The 24,028-nt window shown below is 67.1% G+C and carries 26 protein-coding genes; 14 read left to right on the forward strand and 12 right to left on the reverse strand.

From position 1 onward, the window contains the following. Nucleotides 1-20: 20 nt before the first annotated feature. Genes CHRYSEO8AT_RS04030 through CHRYSEO8AT_RS04045 form a run of 4 tightly spaced genes read right to left on the reverse strand, consistent with a single transcriptional unit; the run spans nt 21 to nt 3,308 of the window. Nucleotides 21-386 carry a response regulator gene (locus CHRYSEO8AT_RS04030; RefSeq protein ID WP_135194671.1) on the reverse strand — a complete coding sequence of 122 codons (366 nt, stop codon included), beginning with the start codon at nt 384-386 and terminating at the stop codon, nt 21-23. Next, the gene (locus CHRYSEO8AT_RS04035; protein ID WP_159846585.1) at nt 383-658 is read right to left on the reverse strand and encodes an STAS domain-containing protein; all 276 of its coding nucleotides are present in this window, start codon (nt 656-658) and stop codon (nt 383-385) included. Before CHRYSEO8AT_RS04035 ends, CHRYSEO8AT_RS04030 begins: the two co-directional genes overlap by 4 nt. Continuing rightward, nucleotides 658-2,583, reverse strand: coding sequence for a methyl-accepting chemotaxis protein (locus tag CHRYSEO8AT_RS04040; protein WP_159851608.1), 1,926 nt, complete (start codon nt 2,581-2,583; stop codon nt 658-660). The genes CHRYSEO8AT_RS04035 and CHRYSEO8AT_RS04040 overlap by 1 nt, the downstream gene beginning before the upstream one ends. 47 nt (nt 2,584-2,630) lie before the next feature. Then, nucleotides 2,631-3,308 carry a TorF family putative porin gene (locus tag CHRYSEO8AT_RS04045; RefSeq protein WP_159846588.1) on the reverse strand — a complete coding sequence of 226 codons (678 nt, stop codon included), beginning with the start codon at nt 3,306-3,308 and terminating at the stop codon, nt 2,631-2,633. Between the two features lie 446 nt (nt 3,309-3,754). Between CHRYSEO8AT_RS04045 and CHRYSEO8AT_RS04050 the strand changes: the two genes are divergently transcribed. From CHRYSEO8AT_RS04050 to CHRYSEO8AT_RS04065, 4 genes are read left to right on the forward strand one after another with little or no spacing between them, the layout of a single operon-like run. Then, nucleotides 3,755-5,056, forward strand: a complete 1,302-nt coding sequence (locus tag CHRYSEO8AT_RS04050) for a nitrogen regulation protein NR(II) (protein WP_159846591.1) — start codon at nt 3,755-3,757, stop codon at nt 5,054-5,056. Then, the gene (gene fixJ / locus CHRYSEO8AT_RS04055) at nt 5,053-5,664 is read left to right on the forward strand and encodes a response regulator FixJ (protein ID WP_159846594.1); all 612 of its coding nucleotides are present in this window, start codon (nt 5,053-5,055) and stop codon (nt 5,662-5,664) included. Before CHRYSEO8AT_RS04050 ends, fixJ begins: the two co-directional genes overlap by 4 nt. A gap of 34 nt (nt 5,665-5,698) precedes the next feature. Next, entirely contained in the window at nt 5,699-8,188 is a 2,490-nt protein-coding gene (locus CHRYSEO8AT_RS04060) for a helicase-related protein (protein ID WP_159846597.1), read from the forward strand. After that, nucleotides 8,185-8,460: an RNA-binding S4 domain-containing protein gene (locus CHRYSEO8AT_RS04065; protein WP_159846600.1), complete on the forward strand. Its 276-nt coding sequence runs from the start codon at nt 8,185-8,187 to the stop codon at nt 8,458-8,460. The genes CHRYSEO8AT_RS04060 and CHRYSEO8AT_RS04065 overlap by 4 nt, the downstream gene beginning before the upstream one ends. A gap of 33 nt (nt 8,461-8,493) precedes the next feature. Here CHRYSEO8AT_RS04065 and CHRYSEO8AT_RS04070 read toward each other — a convergent pair whose 3' ends face one another. After that, nucleotides 8,494-9,120, reverse strand: a complete 627-nt coding sequence (locus tag CHRYSEO8AT_RS04070) for a YceI family protein (protein ID WP_159846603.1) — start codon at nt 9,118-9,120, stop codon at nt 8,494-8,496. 188 nt (nt 9,121-9,308) lie between these two features. Between CHRYSEO8AT_RS04070 and fdxA the strand changes: the two genes are divergently transcribed. Both fdxA and CHRYSEO8AT_RS04080 read left to right on the forward strand, forming a co-directional pair. Beyond that, nucleotides 9,309-9,650 (forward strand): ferredoxin FdxA, encoded by a 342-nt coding sequence (fdxA, locus tag CHRYSEO8AT_RS04075; RefSeq protein WP_159846606.1) that lies wholly within the window; start codon nt 9,309-9,311, stop codon nt 9,648-9,650. A 301-nt stretch (nt 9,651-9,951) separates the two neighbouring features. Beyond that, the gene (locus CHRYSEO8AT_RS04080) at nt 9,952-10,482 is read left to right on the forward strand and encodes a CarD family transcriptional regulator (protein WP_159846611.1); all 531 of its coding nucleotides are present in this window, start codon (nt 9,952-9,954) and stop codon (nt 10,480-10,482) included. An 85-nt stretch (nt 10,483-10,567) separates the two neighbouring features. Here CHRYSEO8AT_RS04080 and CHRYSEO8AT_RS04085 read toward each other — a convergent pair whose 3' ends face one another. Continuing rightward, nucleotides 10,568-11,077: a DUF3617 family protein gene (locus CHRYSEO8AT_RS04085; RefSeq protein WP_236547417.1), complete on the reverse strand. Its 510-nt coding sequence runs from the start codon at nt 11,075-11,077 to the stop codon at nt 10,568-10,570. 193 nt (nt 11,078-11,270) lie between these two features. Between CHRYSEO8AT_RS04085 and rpmB the strand changes: the two genes are divergently transcribed. Together rpmB and CHRYSEO8AT_RS04095 are read left to right on the forward strand one after the other, a co-directional pair. Then, nucleotides 11,271-11,573: a 50S ribosomal protein L28 gene (gene rpmB, locus CHRYSEO8AT_RS04090; RefSeq protein ID WP_159846614.1), complete on the forward strand. Its 303-nt coding sequence runs from the start codon at nt 11,271-11,273 to the stop codon at nt 11,571-11,573. A 112-nt stretch (nt 11,574-11,685) separates the two neighbouring features. Further along, on the forward strand, nt 11,686-13,410 hold the full coding sequence (locus CHRYSEO8AT_RS04095; protein WP_159846616.1) for a M1 family metallopeptidase: 1,725 nt from the start codon (nt 11,686-11,688) through the stop codon (nt 13,408-13,410). A gap of 154 nt (nt 13,411-13,564) precedes the next feature. Here the strand turns inward: CHRYSEO8AT_RS04095 and CHRYSEO8AT_RS04100 are convergent, their stop codons facing one another. Next, the gene (locus CHRYSEO8AT_RS04100) at nt 13,565-14,341 is read right to left on the reverse strand and encodes a transglutaminase family protein (RefSeq protein WP_159846619.1); all 777 of its coding nucleotides are present in this window, start codon (nt 14,339-14,341) and stop codon (nt 13,565-13,567) included. A 149-nt stretch (nt 14,342-14,490) separates the two neighbouring features. Between CHRYSEO8AT_RS04100 and CHRYSEO8AT_RS04105 the strand changes: the two genes are divergently transcribed. From CHRYSEO8AT_RS04105 to CHRYSEO8AT_RS16090, 4 genes are read left to right on the forward strand one after another with little or no spacing between them, the layout of a single operon-like run. Continuing rightward, nucleotides 14,491-15,078, forward strand: coding sequence for a biliverdin-producing heme oxygenase (locus CHRYSEO8AT_RS04105; RefSeq protein ID WP_159846622.1), 588 nt, complete (start codon nt 14,491-14,493; stop codon nt 15,076-15,078). Continuing rightward, nucleotides 15,075-17,243, forward strand: a complete 2,169-nt coding sequence (locus tag CHRYSEO8AT_RS04110) for a histidine kinase dimerization/phosphoacceptor domain -containing protein (RefSeq protein WP_159846625.1) — start codon at nt 15,075-15,077, stop codon at nt 17,241-17,243. The genes CHRYSEO8AT_RS04105 and CHRYSEO8AT_RS04110 overlap by 4 nt, the downstream gene beginning before the upstream one ends. 48 nt (nt 17,244-17,291) lie before the next feature. Then, complete coding sequence (locus tag CHRYSEO8AT_RS04115; RefSeq protein ID WP_236547418.1) at nt 17,292-17,894, forward strand: DMT family transporter; 603 nt, start codon at nt 17,292-17,294, stop codon at nt 17,892-17,894. Further along, on the forward strand, nt 17,816-18,217 hold the full coding sequence (locus CHRYSEO8AT_RS16090; protein ID WP_236547596.1) for a DMT family transporter: 402 nt from the start codon (nt 17,816-17,818) through the stop codon (nt 18,215-18,217). The genes CHRYSEO8AT_RS04115 and CHRYSEO8AT_RS16090 overlap by 79 nt, the downstream gene beginning before the upstream one ends. Nucleotides 18,218-18,343: 126 nt before the next feature. Here CHRYSEO8AT_RS16090 and CHRYSEO8AT_RS04120 read toward each other — a convergent pair whose 3' ends face one another. Further along, on the reverse strand, nt 18,344-18,547 hold the full coding sequence (locus tag CHRYSEO8AT_RS04120) for a cold-shock protein (protein WP_159846628.1): 204 nt from the start codon (nt 18,545-18,547) through the stop codon (nt 18,344-18,346). Nucleotides 18,548-18,743: 196 nt separating this feature from the next. Continuing rightward, nucleotides 18,744-19,505, reverse strand: a complete 762-nt coding sequence (locus tag CHRYSEO8AT_RS04125) for an extensin family protein (RefSeq protein ID WP_159846631.1) — start codon at nt 19,503-19,505, stop codon at nt 18,744-18,746. Between the two features lie 113 nt (nt 19,506-19,618). Here CHRYSEO8AT_RS04125 and ppk2 point away from each other — a divergent pair, with 113 nt between their 5' ends. Further along, the gene (gene ppk2, locus CHRYSEO8AT_RS04130; protein WP_159846634.1) at nt 19,619-20,368 is read left to right on the forward strand and encodes a polyphosphate kinase 2; all 750 of its coding nucleotides are present in this window, start codon (nt 19,619-19,621) and stop codon (nt 20,366-20,368) included. A gap of 6 nt (nt 20,369-20,374) precedes the next feature. Here ppk2 and CHRYSEO8AT_RS04135 read toward each other — a convergent pair whose 3' ends face one another. Genes CHRYSEO8AT_RS04135 through tsaD form a run of 3 tightly spaced genes read right to left on the reverse strand, consistent with a single transcriptional unit; the run spans nt 20,375 to nt 22,897 of the window. Next, nucleotides 20,375-20,752, reverse strand: a complete 378-nt coding sequence (locus CHRYSEO8AT_RS04135) for a Rieske (2Fe-2S) protein (RefSeq protein WP_159846637.1) — start codon at nt 20,750-20,752, stop codon at nt 20,375-20,377. Further along, a complete protein-coding gene (locus CHRYSEO8AT_RS04140; RefSeq protein WP_159846640.1) occupies nt 20,745-21,743 on the reverse strand; it encodes an NAD(P)H-dependent glycerol-3-phosphate dehydrogenase in 999 nt (332 codons plus the stop codon). The genes CHRYSEO8AT_RS04135 and CHRYSEO8AT_RS04140 overlap by 8 nt, the downstream gene beginning before the upstream one ends. Nucleotides 21,744-21,769: 26 nt before the next feature. Further along, on the reverse strand, nt 21,770-22,897 hold the full coding sequence (gene tsaD / locus CHRYSEO8AT_RS04145; protein WP_201304485.1) for a tRNA (adenosine(37)-N6)-threonylcarbamoyltransferase complex transferase subunit TsaD: 1,128 nt from the start codon (nt 22,895-22,897) through the stop codon (nt 21,770-21,772). 46 nt (nt 22,898-22,943) lie between these two features. Here tsaD and hemC point away from each other — a divergent pair, with 46 nt between their 5' ends. Further along, nucleotides 22,944-23,897 carry a hydroxymethylbilane synthase gene (gene hemC / locus CHRYSEO8AT_RS04150; RefSeq protein ID WP_159846643.1) on the forward strand — a complete coding sequence of 318 codons (954 nt, stop codon included), beginning with the start codon at nt 22,944-22,946 and terminating at the stop codon, nt 23,895-23,897. Nucleotides 23,898-24,028 lie beyond the last annotated feature (131 nt).

The raw sequence follows: 24,028 nt of genomic DNA on the forward strand, positions 1-24,028 counted from the left end.
GGCGATCAGACTGGGGGCGATCAGGCGGCGACGCGGCGAACGGCGTCCACCAGTTTTGCGGGGTCGAAGGGTTTGACGATCCAGCCGGTGGCGCCGGCGGCGCGGGCGCGCGCCTTCTTCTCGACGTCGCTTTCGGTCGTCAGCACCAGAACCGGCGTGGTCCGATGGTTCGGATCGGCGCGCACGCCCTCGATGACGCCGAAACCGTCCATGCGCGGCATGTTGATGTCGGTGATGATGACGTCGGCGCCCCTGGCGGCCAGCGTCTCCAGCCCGTCCACGCCGTCGACGGCCTGGATCACGGTATAACCCGCGTCTTCCAGCGCCATCAGCAGCATGTCGCGCATGGTGCGGGAATCGTCGATCGTCAGAACGGTCTTGGTCATGCCGTCAGCCCCTCGGTATTGAAGTCAGGCGCGCCGAAAGCCGCCCATTGTTCCACCCAAGCTTGCGACACAGAACCTAACCTTAGGTTGACGCCGTCGGCGTCCCAGGTCTTGCGCGCCGACATGAGGATTTGCAGGCACAGTCCGCCCAGCCGCTCGACCGCCGAGGCGTCCAGCGTCAGTTCATGACCGCGCAGAGCCAGCAGCTCGGCCTTCAGCGGCTCGGCCGCGTTCAGGTCCAGCACTTCGGCCAGGGCCAGGGTCTCGCTCATCAGAACTCCTCCCAGCCGTCTTCGACGGCGGCGGCTTGGGGTTTGAGGGCCGCGCCGCCGCGTCCGATGGTCTTCAGCGCGGCGACCATGTGGTTGGCGGGCTTGCGCGCAGGCGGGGCCGAATGCGTGCGAGCCGTCGCAGGCGAGGCGGCCTGGTGGTTCGAGCCCACGCGGAACTGAGCGACCGAGGCTTGAAGGCTTTCCGCCTCCTGGGCCAGCGAGTGGCTGGCGGCGGTCGATTGCTCGACCATGGCGGCGTTCTGTTGCGTGACTTGGTCCATCTGGTTCACGGCCGTGTTGACCTGGGCCAGGCCGACGGCCTGTTCCTGGGCCGAGGCGGCGATCTCGGTGACCAGGCTGTCGATTTCGGCGACCCGGTCCACGATCCGTTGCAGGGCCTCGCCGGTCTCGCCGACCAGTTTGACGCCCGCGCCGACCTGGCCGGTGGAGGCCGAGATCAGGGTCTTGATCTCCTTCGCCGCTTCGGCCGAACGCTGGGCCAGGGCCCGGACTTCCGAGGCCACCACCGCGAAGCCGCGACCCGCGTCGCCGGCCCGCGCCGCCTCGACGCCTGCGTTGAGGGCCAGGAGGTTGGTCTGGAAAGCGATCTCGTCGATGACGCCGATGATCTGGTTGATCTGGTTGGACGAGCCTTCGATGGCCTGCATGGCGGACACGGCGTCGCGAACGACCACGCCGCTCTTCTCCGCATCGCCACGTGCGGCCTGAACCACGTCCGAGGCCTGACGGGCGCCCGAGGCGGTCTTGTTCACCGTGGCGGTGATCTCGTCCAGGGCGGCGGCGGTTTCCTCAAGCGAGGCGGCCTGCTGCTCGGTGCGGCGCGACAAATCGTCGGCGGCTTGAGAGATTTCGCCGGCGCCCGAGCGGATGCCCGAAATATTGGCGACCACGACCGATACGGCCTGCTGCAGCTGGGCGATGGCGGCGTTGAAGTCGGACTTCAGCGATTCCGAACGCGGTGCGACCTCGACCGTGAACCGGTGCGTCAGGTCGCCGTTGGCCATGGCCGACAGGCCGTCGGCCAGAGCGTCCAGGGCGACCTTGTCTTCGGCTGCGGCGCGGGCCTTGTCCGCCTCGTTCGCGGCGCGTTCCTGCTCGCTCATCGAGCGTTGAGCCAAGGCTTCCTTCTCGACGCGCACCTTGTCGATGGCGGCGTCGCGGAAGGCGACGATGGCCTGGCCCATCTTGCCGAACTCGTCCTTGCGGTCAGCGCCGACGATCTGGATCGACGTGTCGCCGGCCATCAGCTTCTGCATATAGCCGATCATCGTGAAGATCGGCCGCGTGATCGCGCGGGTCGCGACGAAGCCGGCGGCCAGGGCAATCACGAGGGCGGCGATCAGGCCAACGACGACGGCCAGCATCGCAGCGCGGCTGGCAGCCGCTTCGGCCTCTTGCGACGCCGTCAGAGCGACATCGTTCGCGGCCTTGATCTCGTCGATCGCCTCTTCGACCGGGGCGACATAGGTGTCTGCGGCGCCCGTGCGGCCGACCATCTGGACAGCCTGCGCGCCGCGACCTTCGCGGACCAGAGCAACTCCACCCTCGACGACGTTCTTGTACCAGACGGCGTTGGCGTCGATCGCCTTTGCGATCGGGGCGGCCCGTTCGGCCGGCAGTTCATTGCGCAGCTGCTCCATCGCCGCCAGGAACTTGGCGCGGTGGGCATCGACACGCTCGATATAATAGGGGTCCTGCGACAGCAGATAGCCGCGAACGGCATTCTCCTGGCGCGTCATGTAGAACTCGGCCGTGGCGGCGGTGCTGTTTGCCTGGTTTTCCTGCCGGCTATGCTCGCCCGCTGCGTCCAACTTGAGCAGGCTGGTCACTACGACCGCGCCCATGATGGCGATCGCCGCCAGCACCAGACCGAAGGCCATGAGCAGCTTACGGCCGACCGGCATATTCTCGATGATCTTCAACTCAACATCCCCCGATGAATCTCGGTTACTCAGAACGAATAGGTGGCGGCGGCGACGAGACGGCCCTCATAGGGCTCGCCCACGCTGTGATGGTCGGTGTCGTACCAGCGCAGATCGACGGCGAAGGCGTCGGTCAGCTTGTGCTTGGCCCCGACGTTCCAGGCGTTGTAGTCGACCCCGCTGTCCGCCATGCGGTTGGCGACGGCGGCCGAAACCTTGGTTTTGGCGGCGACGGCGACCGTGCCCTGAAGCTCCAGCCACCAGGCCTCTTTCGTGGCGGCGAAACCGTCGGGCGAATAGTTGACGCGCAGGCGCGTGGCGACCGCACCCAGCTTGCGCGAGGCGTCCGCCTGATATTCGAAATAGTTGTCGTCGACGCCGGCGCGCGAGCCCGGCAGGTCGCGGTTCATGACGCCCAGGTCGAAGGCGAAGCCCGCCGCCTTGGGGCGCCAGCCGGCCATGCTGACGATTTCCATGTCATAGCCCTGCGATCCGGCCGCGTCGGTGACGAAGACGCTGGCGTAACCTTCGCCGAAACCGACCTCGGCCTTGGCGAAGGGCGCGATGTTCTCGTTGCTCTTGCCCAACCCCTTGCCGACGTACTGGCTAGCGAGACCGACATCGAGGCCGACCGATTGAGCCTGGGCGGCGATGGGCGTTGCGAGGCCTACTGCCGCGACAACGAAGAAGGGAAACGAACGAAACATGGTGATCCTTGAGGCCTCTGCATTCTGCATGACCAAGGATGAGGCGATGATTAATATTAAATCTGAACCACGCCGTAGGTAAGATTGCGTAAGAACGGCAACGCTTGTCGATGGATCGGATCTAGAGGCCGTCGAAACCGTGATTCCGGCTGTCGGACGCCGCCGATTACGTATTTCCCCTGATAGCCAAACAGCCTATAGGAAAATGAGTCCAAAAAACGGCACAGGAAGACGTCGTTGGTTTTTGTGTATCGAGATACTGCGTAGTGATAATTAATAACGCGGCATCCCCGCGATTTGGCCCACCCGGCATTGTGTTGCGACGCACAAAAACTTGGTGGGGAGGCCTGATCGTCGCCTGCGTTGCAGTATTGTTCGCCTTGACCATAAGACTGGCCTTCGAACCGTTCGGACATTTTTACTATTTGCCGATGGTGCCGGCTGTGATGATCACAGCCCTGTTTGCGCGTCGGGCGGCTGTGGTGCTGTCCATCGGCCTGGCCATCTCGGCCAACCTCTGGCTTGTGCCGCGTGTCAGCACATTGGACGCCGCCGCGAATGCTCTGCTTTTCGCTATCGTGGCCTGGGTCATCGCCGAAGTTTGTCGGCGGCTGACCGGTTCGCTCAGAACGTCGCGCGCTTTGACGCGTGATCTGGCGCTGCGAGAGATGTTGCTGGACACCATCCTGACGTCCACCCCCATCGTGACCCTGGATCGTGACGGGCGGACACGGCGCATTACACCGGCTGCGGCGGCGCTGCTGGGGGTCAGCCGGGCCGAAGCGATGGATGCGCCATTCCACACCCTCGTGCCGGGCTTCGATGAAGCGGCTCTGATGGTCGCGCAACAGGGCGGAGAAGTGCTCGCGTCCTCATCCTCATTCTGGACGATTTCTCATCCTGATGGCGGTCGCGTGCCGCTGACGATCCATGCCCATGTGCTGCCTGACGACATCACGCCCGAACATATCGTCCTGGCTTTGGCGGATCAGAGCCAGTCCGAGACGATACGGCAACGCGAGCGCGACCTGGCCGAAAAACTCAACAGCGTCTGGCGCCTGAACTCCATGGGCGAGATGGCCGCGACCCTGGCGCACGAGATGAACCAGCCCCTGACCGCGGCCGCCGTCTACCTGCATGCCGGCCAGGCCGATCTGGTCAAGGTTGGACCGGCCGCCGACGACGCCGGTCGCGCACTGGACCTGGCTAAGGCTCAGTTGCTGCGGGCGGGCGACATCATCCGGCGGATGCGCGAACTCCTCTCGACCGGATCGCGCACCTTCACCGAGGAGCGCGCGTCACAGATGATCCAGGACCTTGGCCCAGTCTTCACTTTGATCGGGCGTGACACCGATGTCGTCATCGAGATCGACGCCAATGCCGAGGACGATCATGTGGTCGTAGATAGAATTCAGTTGCAGCAGGCCCTCGCCAACCTGGTCCGCAACGCCGTAGACGCCGTCGTCGGAAGCGAAGCAGGCCGCGTATCCATCGTCGGCCGGTCGTTCGGCCCCGAGGGTTACGAGATTGCCGTAGAGGACAACGGACGCGGCATTCCGACCGATCAACGCGAGAGCATTTTCCAGCCCATGATCACGACCAAGGCCGGCGGCATGGGCCTGGGCCTCTCCGTCACGCGTTCCATCGTCGAAAGCCATGGCGCGGCCCTGACCGTCGGCCGCAGCAAACTTGGCGGCGCCGCCTTCACATTCCGCCTGCCCCCCAGCCAGGAGCTAGACGCCGCATGAACGCCCATTCCGTCTTCATCGTGGACGACGACCCGGCCATGCGGGACTCGCTCGTCCTCATGTTGCGAGGGGCCGGCTTTCGGGCGCGCGCCTTCGTCAGCGCCGACGACTTTCTGGAGAACCTGCCGACCGACAAGAGCGCCTGCGTCGTCAGCGACGTGCGCATGCCGGGCGTCGAGGGGCCGGAACTGGTGCGCAGGCTGAAGACGCTGAGGGGCGACCGCTGGCCGGTCATCGTCATCACCGGCCATGCCGACGTGCCGCTGGCGGTTCAACTGATGAAGGCCGGGGTCGTCGACTTCATCGAAAAGCCCTTCGACCCCGAACAGATCCTGGACTGCGTCGGCCGCTGCATCGCCTCGCTGACCAGTCTGGAGGCCGATCGGACGGCGCGCGACGAGGCCAGGAGCCGTCTGGCCACCCTGACCCCCCGCGAGCGTCAGGTGTTCGACGCCCTGATCGACGGCTGTTCGAACAAGGAAATCGCGCTTCGCCTCGAGATCAGTCCCCGCACGGTGGAGATTTTCCGCGCCAAGGTGATGACCAAGATGCAGGCGTCGAACCTGTCCACCCTGGTTCGTATGGGAATGCGCGCCGGCGACGCTTGAGCCGGACGAGAATCGTCTCCACCTTAGGGCGGACATGAGCGACCGGTCCGCAGGCCTCGCCCCGTCCCGCGTCACCGCGGTTCTGGGGCCCACCAACACCGGCAAGACCCATCTGGCGGTCGAGCGGATGCTGGGTCACGCCTCGGGCATGATCGGCCTGCCTTTGCGCCTGCTGGCTCGCGAAATCTACGAGCGCATCGTCAGGCAGCGCGGGGCCGCCGCCGTCGCCCTGATCACCGGCGAGGAAAAGATCGTCCCGCCGCGCCCCCACTATTTCGTCTGCACCGTCGAGGCCATGCCGCTGGAGCGGTCGGTCGAGTTCCTGGCCATCGACGAGATCCAGCTGGTCGCCGATCCCGAGCGCGGCCACGTCTTCACCCAGCGGCTGTTGCACGCGCGTGGCCGGTTCGAGACCATGTTCCTGGGCGCCGGCACGATGGAGCCGCTGATCCGCCGCCTGGTCCCGGACGTGGAGATCGTGACGCGGGATCGCCTGTCGACCCTGTCCTACGCCGGGTCCAAGAAACTGACCCGCCTGCCCCGCCGCAGCGCCATCGTCGCATTCAGCACCGAGCGGGTCTACGCCATCGCCGAACTGATCCGACGTCAGAGGGGCGGCGCGGCCGTCGTCATGGGCAGTCTATCGCCCCGCACCCGCAACGCCCAGGTCGCGCTTTATCAGTCGGGCGAGGTCGATTTCCTGGTCGCCACCGACGCCATCGGCATGGGGCTGAACATGGACGTGGACCATGTCGCCTTTGCGGGCCTGCGCAAGTTCGACGGTCGGCGGACCCGTTGGCTGCATGCGCACGAGATCGGCCAGATCGCGGGCCGAGCCGGGCGCCACCTGCGCGACGGCACCTTCGGCGTCACGGCCGAGGCCGAGGATCTGGATGCCGATCTGGTCGAACAGGTGGTCGAGCATCGTTTCGATCCAGTGGAGGGTGCGGAGTGGCGCAACGCCAAACTCGATTTCGACACCCTGCCCGACCTGCTGCGATCCCTGACCGTCACGCCCCAGCGCATCGGTCTGAATCTGACCGGTGAGGCTCTGGACGAAACCCTGTTGCGTCGTCTGATCAAGGACGAGGAGATCGCCCGCATCGGCCGATCGCGCGGCGCCATCATGCGGCTGTGGGAAGCCTGCCAGTTGCCGGACTTTCAGAAGACGACGCTGGACGAGCACGCGCGGCTGGCCAAGGACGTCTTCCATGCCCTGACCGGCAAGCGGGGTCGGCTGACCGACGACTGGATGGCGCCGCGCTTCGCCTTCGTTGACCGCGACGACGGCCAGATCGACCAGCTGTCGGCGCGTCTGTCGGCCGTCCGCACCCTGTCCTACATCGCCAACCGCCCCGACTGGGTTCATGACGCGCAGGGCTGGCGCGACAAGACCCGCGCGCTGGAAGACCGACTGTCGGACGTGTTGCACGAGCGGCTGACGGCCCGGTTCGTGGATCGGCGCACCACCGCCTTGATGCGCGCCCTGAACGTGCGGGACGATGCGTTCGCCGGGGTCGCCGATGACGGCGAGGTCACCGTCGAGGGGCAGGTGGTGGGTCAGTTGGAAGGCGTCCGCTTCCAGATGGAGAAGGGCGCCTCGGCGCTGGAGGACCGCACCCTGCGTCAGGCGGCGGTCCGTGCCGTGACGCCCGAGATCAACCGCCGTCTGGGTCGGCTGGCGGCCGAGACCGACGAAGCCTTTTCCATCACGCCGGATGGCGCGGTGCTGTGGCGCGGCGTGCTGACGGCGCAGATCGTGGCGACGCCACAAGGGGCCGATCCGTTCTCGCCTCAGGTGCGGCTGCTGGGCGAACTGGGGCCGACGCCGGCGCGAGAACGGGCGCGTCGCCGGATCGAGGCCTGGCTGGCGTCCGAGGCGGGCCGCGCGCTGCGCGATCTTCGCCGCCTTCGCCAAGCGGTGGAATCGGGGGCGCTGAAAGGCCTGCCGCGCGGCATCGCCTTCCGCCTGATCGAAGCGGGCGGCCTGATCGACCGGCGCGACGTGGAGCGCGATCTGGCGGCGCTGAGCCAGGTGGAGCGGCGCACGATCAAAAGCTTCGCCATCCGCGTCGGCGTCAACTCCGTCTGGCTGCCCGGTTTGCAGAAGCCGCGCGCCCGCCATTTCGCCCAGGCCTTCCTGGACGCGCCGCTGATCCCCGCGACGCCCGACCTGATCCCGACGCCGGCCGAGACGCCCTCCCCGCGCCTGCTCTCGGCCCACGGCCTGCGCCAGGCCGGCCGCTGGCTGGTCCCGGTCGAGACGCTGGAGAAGATGGCCGACCTGCGCGCCGCCAACCACGGCAGGCTGTCTGACGAGGCCCTGACCGACCTGGGCTGGAGCGCCGATCAGGCGAAACAGGTCATCGCCGCGCTGAAGACCGAACGCGCCCGCCTGCCCGACAAGCCGGGCGCCGCGCCCAAACCGGTGAAGGATTCGCCGTTCGCTGCGCTGGCGGTTCTGACGGAAGCCCCACCTGCACGACCCAAGCGCCGTCGCCCGCGTCGAAAGGCGACGGCTTGACCGAGGAGGCCTGTCGCATCGATCTGTGGCTGTGGCGCGCGCGGTTCGTGAAGACGCGGGGGCTGGCCGCCGATCTGGTCGAGCGGGGCGCGGTGCGGCTGACCCATCACGGGCGGGAGGCGCGGCTAGACAAGCCCAGCCGCTGCGTCCACGTCGGCGACTTGCTAACCTTCGCCGAGGACGGGCGCGTCACCAGCCTGAGGGTGGAGGCGCTGGGCGAAAGGCGCGGACCTGCCGAAGAGGCCCGCGCCCTTTACTCATTTATTGCTTGAGGGCTCAAGCAGCGCGAAGCGCGATAGCCCTACTTACTGCTTGAGAACGAACTCGCCCTCGATGTGCAGCTTCACTTCGTCGGAGACGGCCGGCAGGGCGTAGTTGATGCCGAAGTCCGAACGCTTGAACGTGGCCTCGCCGTCGAAGCCTGACTTGTAGGCGCCCATGACGGCGCCGGCGCCATTGAACTCGACCTCGATGGTGACGGACTTGGTCACGCCCTTGAGGGTCAGGTCGCCGACCACGGTCGCCTCGTTGGCGTCATCGGCGTCCACCGTCACCGAGCGCGAGACGAAGGTCGCCGTCGGGTGGTTGGCGGTGTCGAAGAAGTCGGCGGTCTGCAGGTGCGCCTTCAGCCGGTCGTCGTTCGGCGCCACGTCGCTCAGCGGAATGGTGGCGGTCAGGGTCGAGGCCGAGGGATTGGCCGGGTCCAGCTTCAGCTCGGCCTTCACGTTCACGAACTGGCCCGTGTAGGTCGACAGGCCGAAGTGGTTCACCGACCAGGTGATCTTGCCGTGGCCGGAATCGAGATCGTAGTCGCCGGCGGTGACTTCGGCCGGGGTCTTGGTCAGGGCGGCCTGGGCCACGACCGCGCCGCCAGCGGCGAGGCTGAGCGCCAGAGCGCCGGCTAGGGCGTATTTTGTGAAAGGCGTGCGCATGGAAGAGTTCCTGTCGATGGGACGGTGAATATGCAATCAATACAGTTGCGATTAAGCCTGACTGTTGTCAAGGCGCGTCTATGCGGCTTGCGAACGTCTCTCGCCTTAAGCCCTGCTGTTGACAGTTGGTTGCGTGGCCGCCATGTCGCAGGCCTCCCGCTCACAGCTTGCCCCCCGTTCTTCGCCCAATGACCTACATAGTCACCGACGCCTGCGTGAAATGTAAGTTCATGGACTGCGTCGAGGTGTGTCCGGTGGACTGCTTCTACGAGGGCGAGAACTTCCTGGTCATCGCGCCCGACGAATGCATCGACTGCGGCGTGTGCGAGCCGGAATGCCCCGTCGACGCCATCGTACCCGACACCGAGGACGAGCCGGACGGCAAGTGGCTTCAGGTCAACGCCGAATACGCCAAGGTCTGGCCCAACATCACCGTCAAGGGCACACCCCCCGCCGACCGCGAACAATACGAACGCGAGACCGGCAAATACGAGAAATACTTCAGCACCAAGCCGGGCAAGGGTTCCTGACTTTACGGCTGGCGGCGCTCAAGCCTTGCCGCAAATCCACGTCCGCCCTGTGGACGTTTTGAAATTCCGCAGATTTGTGATAGGTTCTGTTTCATTCGATCGGGCGGTCCGCGAAATCTTCGCGCCGCCCGTGTTTGCGACAGCATCCCGCCCATAGACGGGATCGGCCAGAGGTTTGGTGATCCGTTTCCGCATTTGACGTCCAACATCATCCCCTCCGACGGAGCGATCCGGCGGATGAGATCCTGTTTGCGTTTCCTGCGCCTTCGCGTCGCCCGGCCCTGACCGGGAAAGGACGATTATGACGAGCAAGACTGGTCTGGAGTTCAAGGTTGGCGACGCGGTCGTCTATCCGGCGCACGGCGTCGGTAAAGTCGCGGCGGTCGAGGTCCAGGAAGTCGCGGGCATGTCGCTGGAAGTCTATGTCGTGACCTTCGACCACGAGAAGATGACCCTGCGCGTCCCGACCAAGAAGGCCGCGACGGCCGGCCTGCGTTCGCTGGCCGCCGACGATGTCGTGACCAAGGCCCTGACCACCCTGAAGGGCCGCGCCCGCATCAAGCGCACCATGTGGTCGCGTCGCGCCCAGGAATACGAAGCCAAGATCAACTCGGGCGACCTGATCTCTATCGCCGAAGTGGTCCGCGACCTGCACCGCGCCGACACCCAGCCGGAACAGTCCTATTCGGAGCGCCAGCTCTATGAATCGGCCCTGGACCGCATGGCGCGCGAGGTCGCCGCCGCCAACAAGATCGACAAGGACGCCGCCGTCGAGCTGCTCGCCAAGTCGCTCAGCGCCAAGAAGCCGATCCCGACCGCCGAAGCCGCCTGAATCGCAGGTTGGGGCTTCGTCCTCGGACAAACGAAAAGGCCCCGGAGCGATCCGGGGCCTTTTTTGCTGCTCGGCTATACGGGCCTCAGAAATACTCGGCGTTGGCCGGGCACTGGGCGCTGATGCGGCGTGCGGTGATGCTGGCGGGAATATAGGGGGTGCCGCGCACGATCTGGGCGCCCCCGCGGAAGCTGAAGCTGGTGTCGGTATAGGTCCCGTTCAGCCGCACGGCGATGCGGCGATTCTTGTGATCGGAACACGTCCCTTCGAAACGGGCATTGCCGCCACCGACCACGCGGGTCGGATAGGTGCAGCGCCACTTGTTGGTCGACAGGCCGCCGAAGAATCGGTTGATCTCGCTGGGGCGCACGCAGCGCTGCAGCGTGTCGCGCTGGCCCACCGCGCTGGTGGTGTATTCCCAATAGCCGGGCAGCACTTCGGTCTGGGCCGCGGTCTGGGCGGGGGCGATGGCGGGCGAGGCCAGCATGAAGCCGCCGGCCATCACCGGGGCCAGGACGGCGAGCGCCCGCTTGGGCAGACGGTCGATCAGCGACGGACGGGACATGGCGGCCTTCTGTTCTGCTTTGGTCTTCATGGTATGACCCATACAGGGCGGCATTTGAATGACGGCTGAACGAGCCGTCTGGATCATGCGTCCAGACTCAGCTTGACGCCGAACCGCCTCTTCCCTTATACGGCCCCCTCTCGCGCGGGCAGGTTCCTGCGCGCAACTGTTCATGCGTCTTCTCCCATGCTCGGGCTGGACGCCGCATCTTAAGGATCTGACGATGTCGCGTCGTTGCGAACTCACCGGTATCGGCCCGATGGTCGGCCACAATGTGAGCCACTCGAACATCAAGACCAAGCGCCGGTTCCTGCCGTCGCTGAAGACGGTCAAGCTGACTTCGGAAACCCTGGGCCAGACGTTCAGCCTGCGTATCTCGAACGCTGCGCTGCGCACCCTGGACTACAAGGGCGGCCTGGACGTCTTTATCGTCAAGGCGCGCGACGAGCAGCTGTCGATCGCCGCCCAGCGCATCAAGCGCCAGGTTCGCGCCAAGATCGCCGAGCAAGCCGCCGCCGCCGCCTGATCGGCGTCTGCGACATAGAGTTCTGGAAGAGGCCGGTGGAAACACCGGCCTTTTTCTTTGCGCCCTTGCCGGCCCGCGCTAAGCCTTCCCCGCCAGACAGAAGGGAAGTTGGATGCGCATCAAGGTTCTGCTTGCCGCCGCGAGCCTTCTGGCCCTGACCGCCTGCGCCACCGCCCCGACCCCAACTGCCGCGACAACGCGTGAATCCACCCCCTACACCCTGGCCACTGACCAGCCGCTGACGTCAGAACAACAGGCGGTGCGGTTCGACAAGGCCGACCTGACGATCCGGGTTATCCCTGCCGACAAGGCCATCGACGCCGTCGCCGTGCTGGACTTCACCGCCAAGGCGCCGCTGGAGGCTCTGGTCGTCGATCTGGATACGCTGCTGACCATCTCGTCGGTTCAGATCGACGGGGTCGAGGTCGCCGTCGACCGCTGGTCCAATCCCGAGGGCCGGCTGACGGTGCAGTTGGCCCAGACCCTGGCCGGCGGACAGTCCGTCGCCCTGCGTGTCGCCTATGCCGGTCAGCCGCGCGTGGCGCCCCGTGCGCCCTGGGACGGCGGTTTCGTCTGGTCCACCGCGCCGTCGGGCGAGCCGTGGATCGCCACCGCCGTTCAGGGCGAGGGCTGCGACATCTTCTGGCCCTGTATCGACAGCCCGCACGGCGAGCCGGGCCGGGTCGACCTGCACATCACCGTCCCGTCCGACCTTTCGGCGCCGTCCAACGGTCGGTTCCTGGGCAAGGTCGATCACGGCGACGGCTGGACCACCTGGAACTGGACCGCCAAGTCGCCCAACACCTACGCCATCGCTCTGAACGTCGGTCCCTATGAGGAGGTCGCGGGCGCGTATCGCAGCCGGTTCGGCAACACCATCCCCATGGCCTACTGGCATCTGAAGTCGGACACGCCGGAACAGGTCCAGGCCCTGTTCGCCCAGTTCCCGAAGATGCTGGACTTCTTCGAGGCCACCGTCGGCCCCTATCCCTTCGGCGACGAGAAGATGGGCGTGGTCGAGACCCCGCACCTGGGCATGGAGCACCAGACCATCAACGCCTACGGCAATGGCTACAAGATCGACGGCCGAGGCTACGACTGGCTGTTGCAGCACGAGTTCGCCCACGAATGGTTCGGCAATCAGCTGACCAACCAGAACGCCGACGACATGTGGCTGCACGAAGGGCTGGGCAGCTATATGCAGCCGCTCTACGCGCGCTGGCTGCTGGGCGACCGCTATATGCAGCGCGAACTGGCCAACCAGCGTGAGGGGCTGATCAACAAATTTCGCGTCGTGTCAGGCGCCCCCAAGACCGAGGACGAGGTCTACAAGGGCGACGTCGGGCCGGGCAACGACATCTATTCCAAGGGTTCGCTGATCAGCCATTCGCTGCGGATGCTGATCGGGGACGCCGCCTTCCACGAGGCGATCACCCGTCTCGTCTATGGCCGACCTGATCCCCGACCAGGCAATTTCGCGCCGCTGTATCGTTCGACCGGCGACTTCCTGGAGATCGTCAATGCGGTGACGGGCCAGGACTATGGCTGGTTCTTCCTGGGCTATCTCTACAACGCCGCCCTGCCGGTGCTGACGCAGGCGCGCGAGGGCGGGGTGCTGCGGCTGGAATGGACGACCGGCGACGGCAAGGCCTTCCCTATGCCGCTGGAGGTCGAGATCGACGGCGCCGTCCAGGTCGTAGCGATGACTGGCGGTCGGGGTCAGGTCGCGGTTCCGGGGGGCGCGCACGTCCTGATCGACCCGCAGAACAAGGTGCTGCGCCAGATGGACGTGATCGACGAACTTCAGGCCTACAAGGCGGCGCAGAAGCCCAAGTAACGACCCTTCTCCCATTGGGAGAAGGTGGCCCGAAGGGCCGGATGAGGGTCGGCCGGTGGGCCAACTCGCACCACCCGCCCCTCACCCTTTCGCGCAAAGCTGATCGCTTCGCTCTCAGGCGCTCAAGCCCTCTCCCAATGGGAGAGGGTAAGTATCACGCCGCCGCAACCGTCACGGATTGGCGCACCATCTGGCACCGTTCCTGGGTCGTCAGGAAGGCGATGTCCGCCGCATCCCGCCCGCAGGCGATCCGCACAAGACCCTCGACCGGCGCCAAGCCCGTCGCGTCGACCAGCCACCAGCCGTTGTCCAGCCAGACCTCGAAGATGGCGTGGAAATCGGGCGGCTCCAGCTGGTGAGCGAAGGCACTGACGGCGCGCGCCGGAATGCCCGACGCCCGGCACAGGGTCATGCCCAGGTGGGTGAAGTCGCGGCAAACCCCGGCGCGGTCGATGAAGGTGCGGGCCGCCGTGGTCTCGGTGTCCGACACGCCGTGCTCGTAATCGACGTTGGCGGTGATCCAGTTCAGGATCGCCAGCACGCGCGCGCCGCCCGCTGTGTCGCCGAACTCGCGCGTCACGAACCGGCCGAACTGATCCGACGGGCAATACCGGCTGGGTTGCAGATAGGGCAGGACCTCGGCCGGCAGTTCGCCCCAGTCGTGCTGAGACACGCTGGGCGGCAGGCCCTTCAGCACGCCGTTCTCGACCACCGCCTCATAGGTCAGGGTGACCTCGCCCTCGACATGGCAACGCAGGGTGCGGGCGCCGAAATCGACATCTTCGTCCTCGTGGAAATCCACGGGCGGATCGAAGGTCAGGGTCTCTTCGATGATGTCCTGGCCGGGCCAATGGGCGACCTGGATCTTGTAGATGGCGTCCGTCGGCGGATCGAAACGATAGACGAGCTCGGCGCGCACGCGCAGTTTCATGAGGGCTACCGTTCCGGGCGAAAATGAAAATGGACGAGGCTGCTGAACGCCATGCGCCCTGGGCCGTTCCGTGTCCGTGACGCGCCTTCTAGCGCGGCTTCACGCCCGTGAAAATCGACAAGACAAGACAGTGTGTTAATCTGGCGCCCATGATCGCTTCCCCTGCCCTTCTCGCTCTTCGGGAAGCCACCACATCCGCCCACGAAACGCTGGAGATCGAGGCCCGGATCGAGCCGCGCCTGGCCGACCGCGCGAGCCGCGCCGTGACGGTCCAGGCCTTTCATCGGTTTCACGCGGGTCTTGAGCCGGTCAGCCACCCGCTGGTCGCCCAACTGGACATTGATGTCGACGGCGGTTTCGAGCCGCGCTCTCGCGCAGCCGGCATCGCCCAGGATCTCGCCGTTCTGGGCGTCCGCGTCCCCGCCCCGGCACGACCTGTCGCGCCGACGACCGCAGGCGCCGCCTTGGGCTGGGTCTATGTCGCGGAAGGATCGATGTTGGGCGGCCGCATCATTCGTCGTCGCCTGACGGCCGAGGGGCGCGATCTGGACGGTCTCAGCTTCCTCGATCCCTATGGCGAGGAGACCGGCGCCCGCTGGCGCGCCTTCATGACCCTGCTGGACCAAGCCTGCGCTTCTGGTCGCGCGACCGTCGAAGAGATCGTGCAGGGCGGCCTCGACGGTTTCGCCTTCGCTCACCGGACCCTGCAGCCGCAGACGCAGGACGCCGCCGCATGACCGAGGCCTTGGACAACGTCGAACCGGACCTGACCGAATGTGATCGCGAGCCGATCCATATCCCGCAATCCATTCAGCCGCACGGCTTCCTGCTGGTGCTGGACCTGCAATCCCTGACGATCCGCCAAGGCGCGGGCGCCATCGAGGACCTGAGCGGACGCACGGTGTGGATCGATCGCCCCATCGCGGACGTGCTGGGCGATGTCGCGGACCGTCGCATCCGTTCGATGGCCGCCTTGCAGGAGACCGGCTTCGTCTGTCGCTGGCGCGCGACCAACCGCCTGGAATACGACGTGGTCGTCCACCGCGCGCCCAACACCGCCGCCGCTGACGACTTGATGATCGTCGAGGTCGAACAGAGCTCGCAGCAGGCGCGTCTGGGCATCGACCTGGTCGCCAATCTGGACACCGCCGGCGCGTCGCTGGAACGGGCTGTGACGGTGCAGTCGGTCTGCGAACGGGCCGCCGAGGCGTTTCGCAAGCTGACCGGGTTCGACCGGGTCATGATCTACCGGTTCCACGACGACGAGGCGGGCCAGGTGATCGCCGAGGCTCGTGCGGACGGAACCGGCTCTTTCCTGAACCACCATTTCCCGGCCGCCGACATCCCCAAGCAAGCGCGGGCCCTTTATCTGCGCAACCCCGTGCGGGTCATTCCCGACAGCCGCTATACGCCCCAGCCCCTCCGTCTCGTCGCGGCCGGCGAAGCGCCGCTGGACATGAGCGACAGCGGCCTGCGGTCCGTGTCGCCGATCCACCTGCAGTATCTGCAAAACATGGACGTGCGGGCCTCGGCCTCGGTGTCGATCATCGTCGACGACGCGCTGTGGGGGCTGATCGCCTGTCACAACGCCTCGCCCAAACTGCTGCCCTACGAATTGCGGGTCGGCTGCACGACCCTGGCCCGGAACCTGGCGCGCCAGCTGAAGGCCAAGGGCGACGCCGAGCTTTATCGCGAGCGCACCCGTCTGCGCCGCATGGAAGACGAACTGATCGGGCGGCTTCCGACGGATCGTCCGCTGCGCGAGGCGCTGGCCACACGCGCCGACCCGCTGATGCAGCTGACGGGCGCCGACGGTCTGGCCATCGTCAGCGACGGCAACGTCCAGATCTTCGGTCACACCCCGCCCAAGGACGCGGTGGGCGCCATCGCCGCCTGGGCTGCGGAACGGCCCGGCCTGCGTCCCGTGTCGTCTCACAATCTGTCCGCCGTCCTGCCTCAAGCCAAGGCATGGGCGACGCACGCCAGCGGCCTGTTGGCCGTCACCCTGCCCATCGACCAACCGGTGTCGATCCTGTGGTTCCGATCCGAGGTGATCGAGACGGTGCGTTGGGCCGGCAATCCCTCGACCGCCGACAAGACCGGTCCCAACGCCGTGCTGACGCCGCGCGCCTCGTTCGAGAGCTGGTCGGAATCGGTTTCGGGCCGCGCCCATCGCTGGAGCCCTGCCGCGATCGAGTCCGCCGGGCGACTTCGCGACGCCCTGGCCGACTATGCCGCCATCGACCAGCTGCGCCGCCTGAACCGCTCGCTTCAGGATCGCCTGTCCGAGCGGGATCTGCGGCTGGAGCAGCAGCAATATCTGATCCGCGAAGTGAACCATCGGGTCCAGAACAGCCTGACCCTGGTGTCCAGCTTCCTGGGCCTTCAGGCGCGCGAGCAGACGGGCAGCGCCGCCGCCACGGCCTTGAATGAAGCACGGCGTCGCGTGCGCGCCGTCTCGGCGGTGCACAGCCGCCTCTATCTGGGCGACCAGGTCGCCTCCATCGACATGGCCCGCTACATCGGCGACCTGATCGTGGACCTCAGCTCCAGCATGGGGCCGGACTGGACCGCCGTGATCGAGACAGATCTGGACCCGGTCTGCGTCGACGCCGGGCGGGCCGTCACCATCGGCCTGATCCTGACCGAGCTGATCATCAACGCCCAGAAATACGCCTATAACGGCAAGCCCGGTCCGCTGCGGATCATCATGGAAGACCAGGGCGCCAACTTCCGTCTGTCGGTCGAGGACGAGGGCGCCGGCGGCCATCTGGCGGGCAAGGGCTTCGGCTCGATGATGATCCAGAGCCTGGTGGGTCAACTGGAAGGGACCATCGACTATCTGGACCGGGCGCCGGGCCTGGCCGTGAACGTCAAGGCGCGGATCTATCCGCTGATCTGACCCAACGCCCTGTGGCGTCACGCCGCAGGGCGGCGTATGAGCCGCGCCATGTCCGCCCCCGCCCAGCGTTCCCTCCCGCGTGTTTCGCCGCGCGCCTTCGCCCTGATCGTCCTGCTGATCGCCGCCTGCGTGCTGGGCCTGGCGCCCATTCTGGTGCGGTTGACCGAGACGGGGCCGGCGGCGGCGGGCTTCTGGCGTTTCCTGTTCGCCCTGCCGCTGCTGACGATCCTGGCGGCGCGCGAGCCGGGCGGGATCGCGACCCCGTCGAAATGGGCGCTGCTGGCGGGCCTGTTCTTCGCGCTGGACCTCAGCTTCTGGCACTACGGCATCGTCATGACCTCGGTCGCCAATGCGACGGTGCTGTGCAACCTGACGCCGGTCGTGGTCACCCTGTTCGGCTGGTTCGTGCTGAAGGACCGGCCGCACCGGCTGTTCCTTGTGGCCCTGGCCCTGGCCATGGGCGGCGCCTTCGCCATGGCGGCCGGGGCGGACGGCGGACAGGGACCAATCCGCCGCTGGGCGACATCTTCTCGCTGTCGGTGGCGGTCTGGTATTCGGGCTATTTCCTGGCGGTGCAGGCGGCGCGGCGAACGGCCGGCGCCATGCGCGTCACCTTCTGGGCCACCCTGCTGGGCGCGCCCCTGCTACTGATCGTCGCCCTGGCCCTGGGCGAGGACATCATCCCCGCCGGGCCGAGCGGCTGGGCCGCCTGTATCGCCATGGGGGTCATGCACGTCTTCGGACAGGGCGGCGTGGCCTGGGCGCTGGGTAAGCTGCCGGCCTCGGTCACGGCCGTCACCATCCTGATCCAGCCGGTGGTCGCGGGTTTGCTGGGCTGGTGGATCTTCGGCGAGACCCTGACGCCGGTTCAGGCCCTGGGCGGCGTCCTGGTGCTGGGCGCCATCGTCCTGGCGCAGAGGTCGCAGAAGGCGAAACCGGTCCTCGCCACAGACGCACCAAACGGGCTCAAGTAGCGCGGCGCGCGATAGCCAGGAACGATGCGCTCAGTAGCGCGAAGCGCGGTAGCCCAAGCAAAAAAGAAAACAGGCGCGGAAGCCGAAGCCGCCGCGCCTGTCTCTAAGCCTTAGAGGCTGATCGACTCAGAGAATCTTGAGGTCGATCGCCGAGGTCTTGCCGCGCTGGTTTTCCAGCTCGTATTCGACCTTGGCGTTCTCATCGAGGCCCTGAAGTCCGGCCTTCTGAACGGCGGTGATGTGAACGAACACATCTTGTCCGCCGCTATCGGGCTGGATGAAGCCGAAGCCCTTGGTGGGGTTGAACCACTTGACCGTGCCGGTCGCCATGTCTGCGTCTCCGTCAACGCGCTTTTCCAGGCGGATCCCCCTTGGGGTGACCCGACAATCCATCTGGACAGCTCGTTCAGGCGAAGGAGCGAAACGCGGGTGTGGACCCCACGCAAAATCCGGACTGTATCGATGTTGTCACCCGGCTTTTCGAGGCGGTCAACAGCAAAGCGATTCGCACTGGACGCATTCAGGATTAACGACAGATGCCCCGCGCGGCGCCGTCGATGTGCAGATGGTTGGCGTGGGCGGCGTTGTAGTCCGGGGTCAGAACGGTCGAGAACAGACGACAGGCGCCGTCGCGAACGGCATGCAGGAAGCGCGAGCCCGGCTCGCCCGCAGGACCGGCGCCTCGCCAGTCGTTCAGCACACTGACGGTCCGTCCGTCCTTCAGCGTGACGCCGGCGACATCCAGCGCATTGGCCCTGGCGTGTTCGCTGGGCCGTTCCTGCTCGTCCTGCGAGCCATAGATGCGGCGGCAGGAATAGGTGCCGTAGTTCTCGACCCGCGCCGGCTCCGACCCCAGGATGTCGCGCGACGCCGGACGCAGCACCTGTCGGTCCCAGATGACGTAGCGCACGGCCAGCGGGCACTGCATGACGACGCCGGCTGGCGCCAGGGGCGTCACCTCGCCGCCCGTGATCCGCACCGCCCCGCGCACGACGCAGAAGCCGCCGTCATCTCGGTCCGCCGCCCGTTCGACCTGAACCCCCGCATTGCGCAAGGCCTGCATACAGGCCTCCGTCGCGCCTTCCACAGCTTGAGGCGTCGCGGCGGTCGGCACGTCGAAGGCGGCCACCTTGGCCGTGGTGGCCCGTCCCAAAGGCCGATCCAGGTCCAGCGGCTTCCACGGCAGGTCCTGAGGCGGGGCGAAGACGTTCAACAGGGCGAAGGCCCCGCAGACCAGCAGCGCGATCTCCCACACCAGATTCCACATATCCGCCAGATCGCGCTTCATTCCGCCCCGTCACGGGCCGGACAGGCCCCGCGCCTTAACGCCCAGCTTCGCCGTCGGCTCCCTGCGAACGCACACCCCTTGCCCGCAGGCCCCGTCCGGCCCACTCTCCCGTGATGGGAAAGAAATCAGACGCCTATGAAGCCGAGCTGGAGCAGATCCAGCTTGCCATCGTCCAGACCCAGGCCTGGAGCATCGAACACGGCTCGCGCGTGGTCATCGTGCTGGAGGGTCGCGATACCGCCGGCAAGGACGGGGCCATCAAGCGGCTGACCGAACATATGTCGCCGCGCCAGACCCGCGTCATCGCCCTGCCCAAGCCCAGCGACCGCGAAACCAGCCAATGGTATTTCCAGCGCTATGTCCCCCACCTGCCGGCGGCAGGGGAGACGGTGATCTTCAACCGGTCCTGGTACAACCGCGCCGGGGTCGAGCCGGTCATGGGATACTGCAAGCCCGAGCAGTACGCCCAGTTCATGACCGACGCCCCGCGCTTCGAGCGGATGCTGACCGACGACGGGATCATCCTGATCAAGATCTGGCTGGACATCTCGCGCGAGGAACAGGCCAAACGCCTGAAGGAACGCCGCGTCGATCCCCTGAAACAGTTCAAGCTGTCGTCGCTGGACGCCGAGGCCGAGGCGCGCTTCGACGCCTATTCCGACGCTCGCGACCGCATGCTGGACGAGACGGATCGCCCCTTCGCGCCCTGGGTCGTCGTGGCCACCGACGACAAGAAGACGGCGCGGCTGAACATCGGTCGCTACATCCTGTCGATCCTGAACCACACCAGCGTCGAGGTGAAGAAGCCGGACCCGAAAGTGCTCCTCAGCGCCGCCAAGGCCAAGGGCAAGCTGGCGCGCTGATCGGCCTCAGGCCGTCCTGACGATCCCGCCCGTCGCCGCCACCGGCCAGGGCGTCAGCCGGCCGCCCGCACAGGGGCCGCCCTGGCATTCCCCGGTCAGCGGCTCGAACACCGCCCCGTGCCAGCCGCACAGGATCAGCGACCCGTCGGGCGTCAGATAGCGGTCGATCTCCATGGCGATGGGAAAGCCCGCGTGCGGGCAACGGTCGACCCAGCCGGCGACCTGACCGTCCTTGCGCACGACGAAGCCGTGGAAAAAGGCCTCACCGATCTGAAGCACGAAACCGCGCGAGCCTGGATCGGCGATGTCGCCCTCGGCGCACAGGGCGACATTGGGTGGCGTCTTCCAGACCCGCTTGCGCTCGGCCGGGACCTCCTCAGACACGCTCGGCCTTCAGCGGGCGCGACAGCAAACCATCGATCAGACCGTCCACGTCGATCTCGCCGGCCAGCAGGGCGGCGACGCCTTCGGAGATCGGGATTTCCACGCCCAGACGCGCGGCCAGTTCGCGCACGGCCGGCGCACTTTCATAGCCTTCGGCGACCGACCGTTTGCCGGCCAGGGCCTGTTCGACCGTCTGCCCCTGGCCCAAGGCCAGACCCAGGCTCATGTTTCGGGACTGGGGGCTGGAGCAGGTCAGGACCAGGTCGCCCAGGCCGCACAGGCCCGCCACCGTCTCGGCCTGGCCGCCCATGGCGACGGCGAGACGGGTCATTTCCGCAAAGCCGCGCGTGATCAGGGCGGCATGGGCGCTGCGACCCAGCTGGCGCCCCTCGGAAATGCCGCAGGCGATGGCCAGCACGTTCTTCAGCGCCCCGCCCGCCTCGGCGCCGACCAGATCGGTCGCCAGATAGGGCCGGAAGCCCGGCGCCGACAGGGTGTTCAGCAGGGCCTGGCCCAGCGCCGCATCGGCGCAGGCCAGGGTGACGGCGGTGGGCAGGCCGCGCGACACTTCGCCCGCGAAACTGGGGCCGGACAGAACGGCGGCCGGGGCGTTCGGCAGGGTCTCAGCCAGCACCTCGGTCATCAGCTTCATCGTGCCGCGCTCGACCCCTTTGGAGCACAGCACAACCGGCACGCCGGCGCGATGATGGGGCGCAAAGCCCGTCAGGGTGGCGCGCATATGCTGGGCCGGCGGCACGGCCAGGATCACATCGCAGTCTGCTAAATCAGCCAGGTCGGCGGTGAACTTCAGTTCGTCCGCCAACGGCACGCCCGGCAGATACAGGTCGTTGGCCCGCGTCGCCCGCAGGGTTTCGACCAACTGCTGCTCGCGCGCCTGCAACGTCGTGTCCAGACCTGCCCGGACGCAGACCTGCGCCAGGGCCGTGCCCCAGGCGCCCGCGCCGATGACCCCTGCCGTGCGGAATTCCATACGCCCTCCCGAGGCTTCTTTATCGTTCACGCCTTGGCGCCTTTACGGCCCGGCTTGTGCGAAGGATCGGACAGGGCGCGCGCCTCGTCCAGCGGCCATCGCGGCCGTGCGACGACGTCGATGTCGCTGGTCAGTCCCAGCGCCAGCCGTTCGGCCCCCGCCAGGGCGATCATCGCCGCATTGTCGGTGCAATAGGCCATGGGCGGCGCCAGGAAGTCGAAACCGTGTTTCGCCGCCGTCGCCTGCAAGGTCGCACGGATGGTCTTGTTGGCCGCCACGCCGCCCGCGACAACAAAAAGCCTGTGCGCATGCGTCTCCGCATAGGCCGCCAGCGCCCGCTCCGACCGATCCGACAGCTGGCGCGCGATGGCGTTCTGGACCGCGTCGGCCAGGTCGGCCCTATCCTGCTCCGTCTCGCAGGTCTGTGCGATGCGGAAGGCCGCCGTCTTCAGGCCCGAGAAGGAGAAGTCGCAATCCTTGCGGCCCAGCAGGGCGCGGGGCAGGTCGAACCGTGAGCCGTCGCCGCGAGCCGCCAGCTTCTCCAGCGCCGGCCCGCCCGGATACCCCAGCCCCAGGGCCTTGGCGATCTTGTCGAAAGCCTCACCCGCCGCGTCATCGATGGTGGCGCCGATCCGGCTCATGTCGCCGATGCCGCGCACCTCCAGAAGCTGGCAATGGCCGCCCGACACCAGCAGCAGCAGGAAGGGATAGGCGACCTCCGCCCCCAGCCGGGCCGAAACCGCGTGCCCCTCCAGATGGTTGACCGCCACCAGGGGCAGGCCGCGCGCCAGGGCCGCCGCCTTGCCGAAGCTGAGGCCCACCATGACCCCGCCGACCAGGCCCGGCCCGGCCGTCGCCGCGATCGCGTCCAGCCCGGCATAGCCCATGTCCGCCTCGGCCATCGCGCGACGCGTGACCTCGGCGATCATCTCGACATGGCTGCGGGCCGCGATCTCGGGCACCACGCCGCCATAGGCTGCATGGTCGTCGATCTGGCTGTGAACCACCGAGGACAGCACCTCGGCCCGCCCCCCTGTCAGGCGCACCACCGATGCGGCGGTCTCATCGCAGCTGGTCTCCAGGCCCAGCACCGTCAGCGCCCGGACATCGCGTCCAGTTGCCGCATCGGCGCCGCTGCTATAGTCGGCGGACATCTCCATCGGGTCGAGGTAGCGACCCGGCGACCGGTGCGCAACGCTCATGACCTTTCCTCTCCGCATCGGCACCCGGCGCTCCAAGCTGGCCCTGGCCCAGTCCGGCATGATGCAGCGCGCCATCGGCCGCGCCCTGAATGTGCCCGAGGCCGAGATCGAAACCGCCATTCCGCTCGTCGAGATCGTCACCACCGGCGACCGCATCCAGGACCGACGCCTGCTGGAAGTCGGCGGCAAGGCCCTGTTCACCAAGGAGATCGAGGAGGCCCTGCTGGCCGGCAGGATCGACATCGCCATCCATTCGATGAAGGACGTCCCCGCCGAACAGCCGCAGGGCCTGTGCATCGCCGCCATCCCCAAGCGCGAGGACGCGCGCGACGCCTTCATCAGCCGCGACTTCGACAGTTTCGACGCCCTGCCCTTCGGCGCGCGCCTGGGCACCGCCAGCCTGCGTCGCCAGGCCCAGGCCCTGGCCCTGCGGCCGGACCTGAAGATCGAGATGCTGCGCGGCAATATCGACACCCGCCTGCGCCGCGCGGCCGAGGGCGATTTCGACGCCATCCTTCTGGCCGTCTCAGGCATGACGCGCCTGGGCGTCACCGAACACATCCGCGAGAAACTGTCGCTGGACGCCTTCCTGCCGGCGCCGGGCCAGGGCGCCCTGGCCATCCAGACGCGTGCCGCCGACATCGACGCTCCTTGGGTCGCGGCCCTGAACCACCCCGAGACCGCCATCGCCGTCGCTGCAGAGCGTGGGGCCATGACCGCGCTGGAAGGGTCGTGCCGCACCGCGGTCGGCGCCTACGCCCTGATCGCCAACGACACGCTGCACCTGACCACCGAGATGCTCAGCCCCGACGGTTCGGCCCGCTGGCGCCGCGTCGGCGACCTGCCCCAACCCACCGAAGCCGACGCCCGCGCCCTGGGTCAGCGGCTGGGCGCCGAGGTCCACGCCTCGGCCGGCGATCAGGAGGTCGATCCCGCGACCCTGGACGGATGAACATAACGCCCGCCCGCGTCTGGATAACCCGCGCCGAACCCGGCGCCGCCCGCACCGCCGCACGGCTGCGCGACATAGGGTTGGAGCCCGTCGTCGCCCCCCTTCTGGCGATCGAAAACCTGCCCCCCCCC

Origin of the sequence: Brevundimonas sp. G8, from assembly GCF_902506205.1 — a bacterium.
Taxonomy (GTDB): Bacteria; Pseudomonadota; Alphaproteobacteria; order Caulobacterales; family Caulobacteraceae; genus Brevundimonas.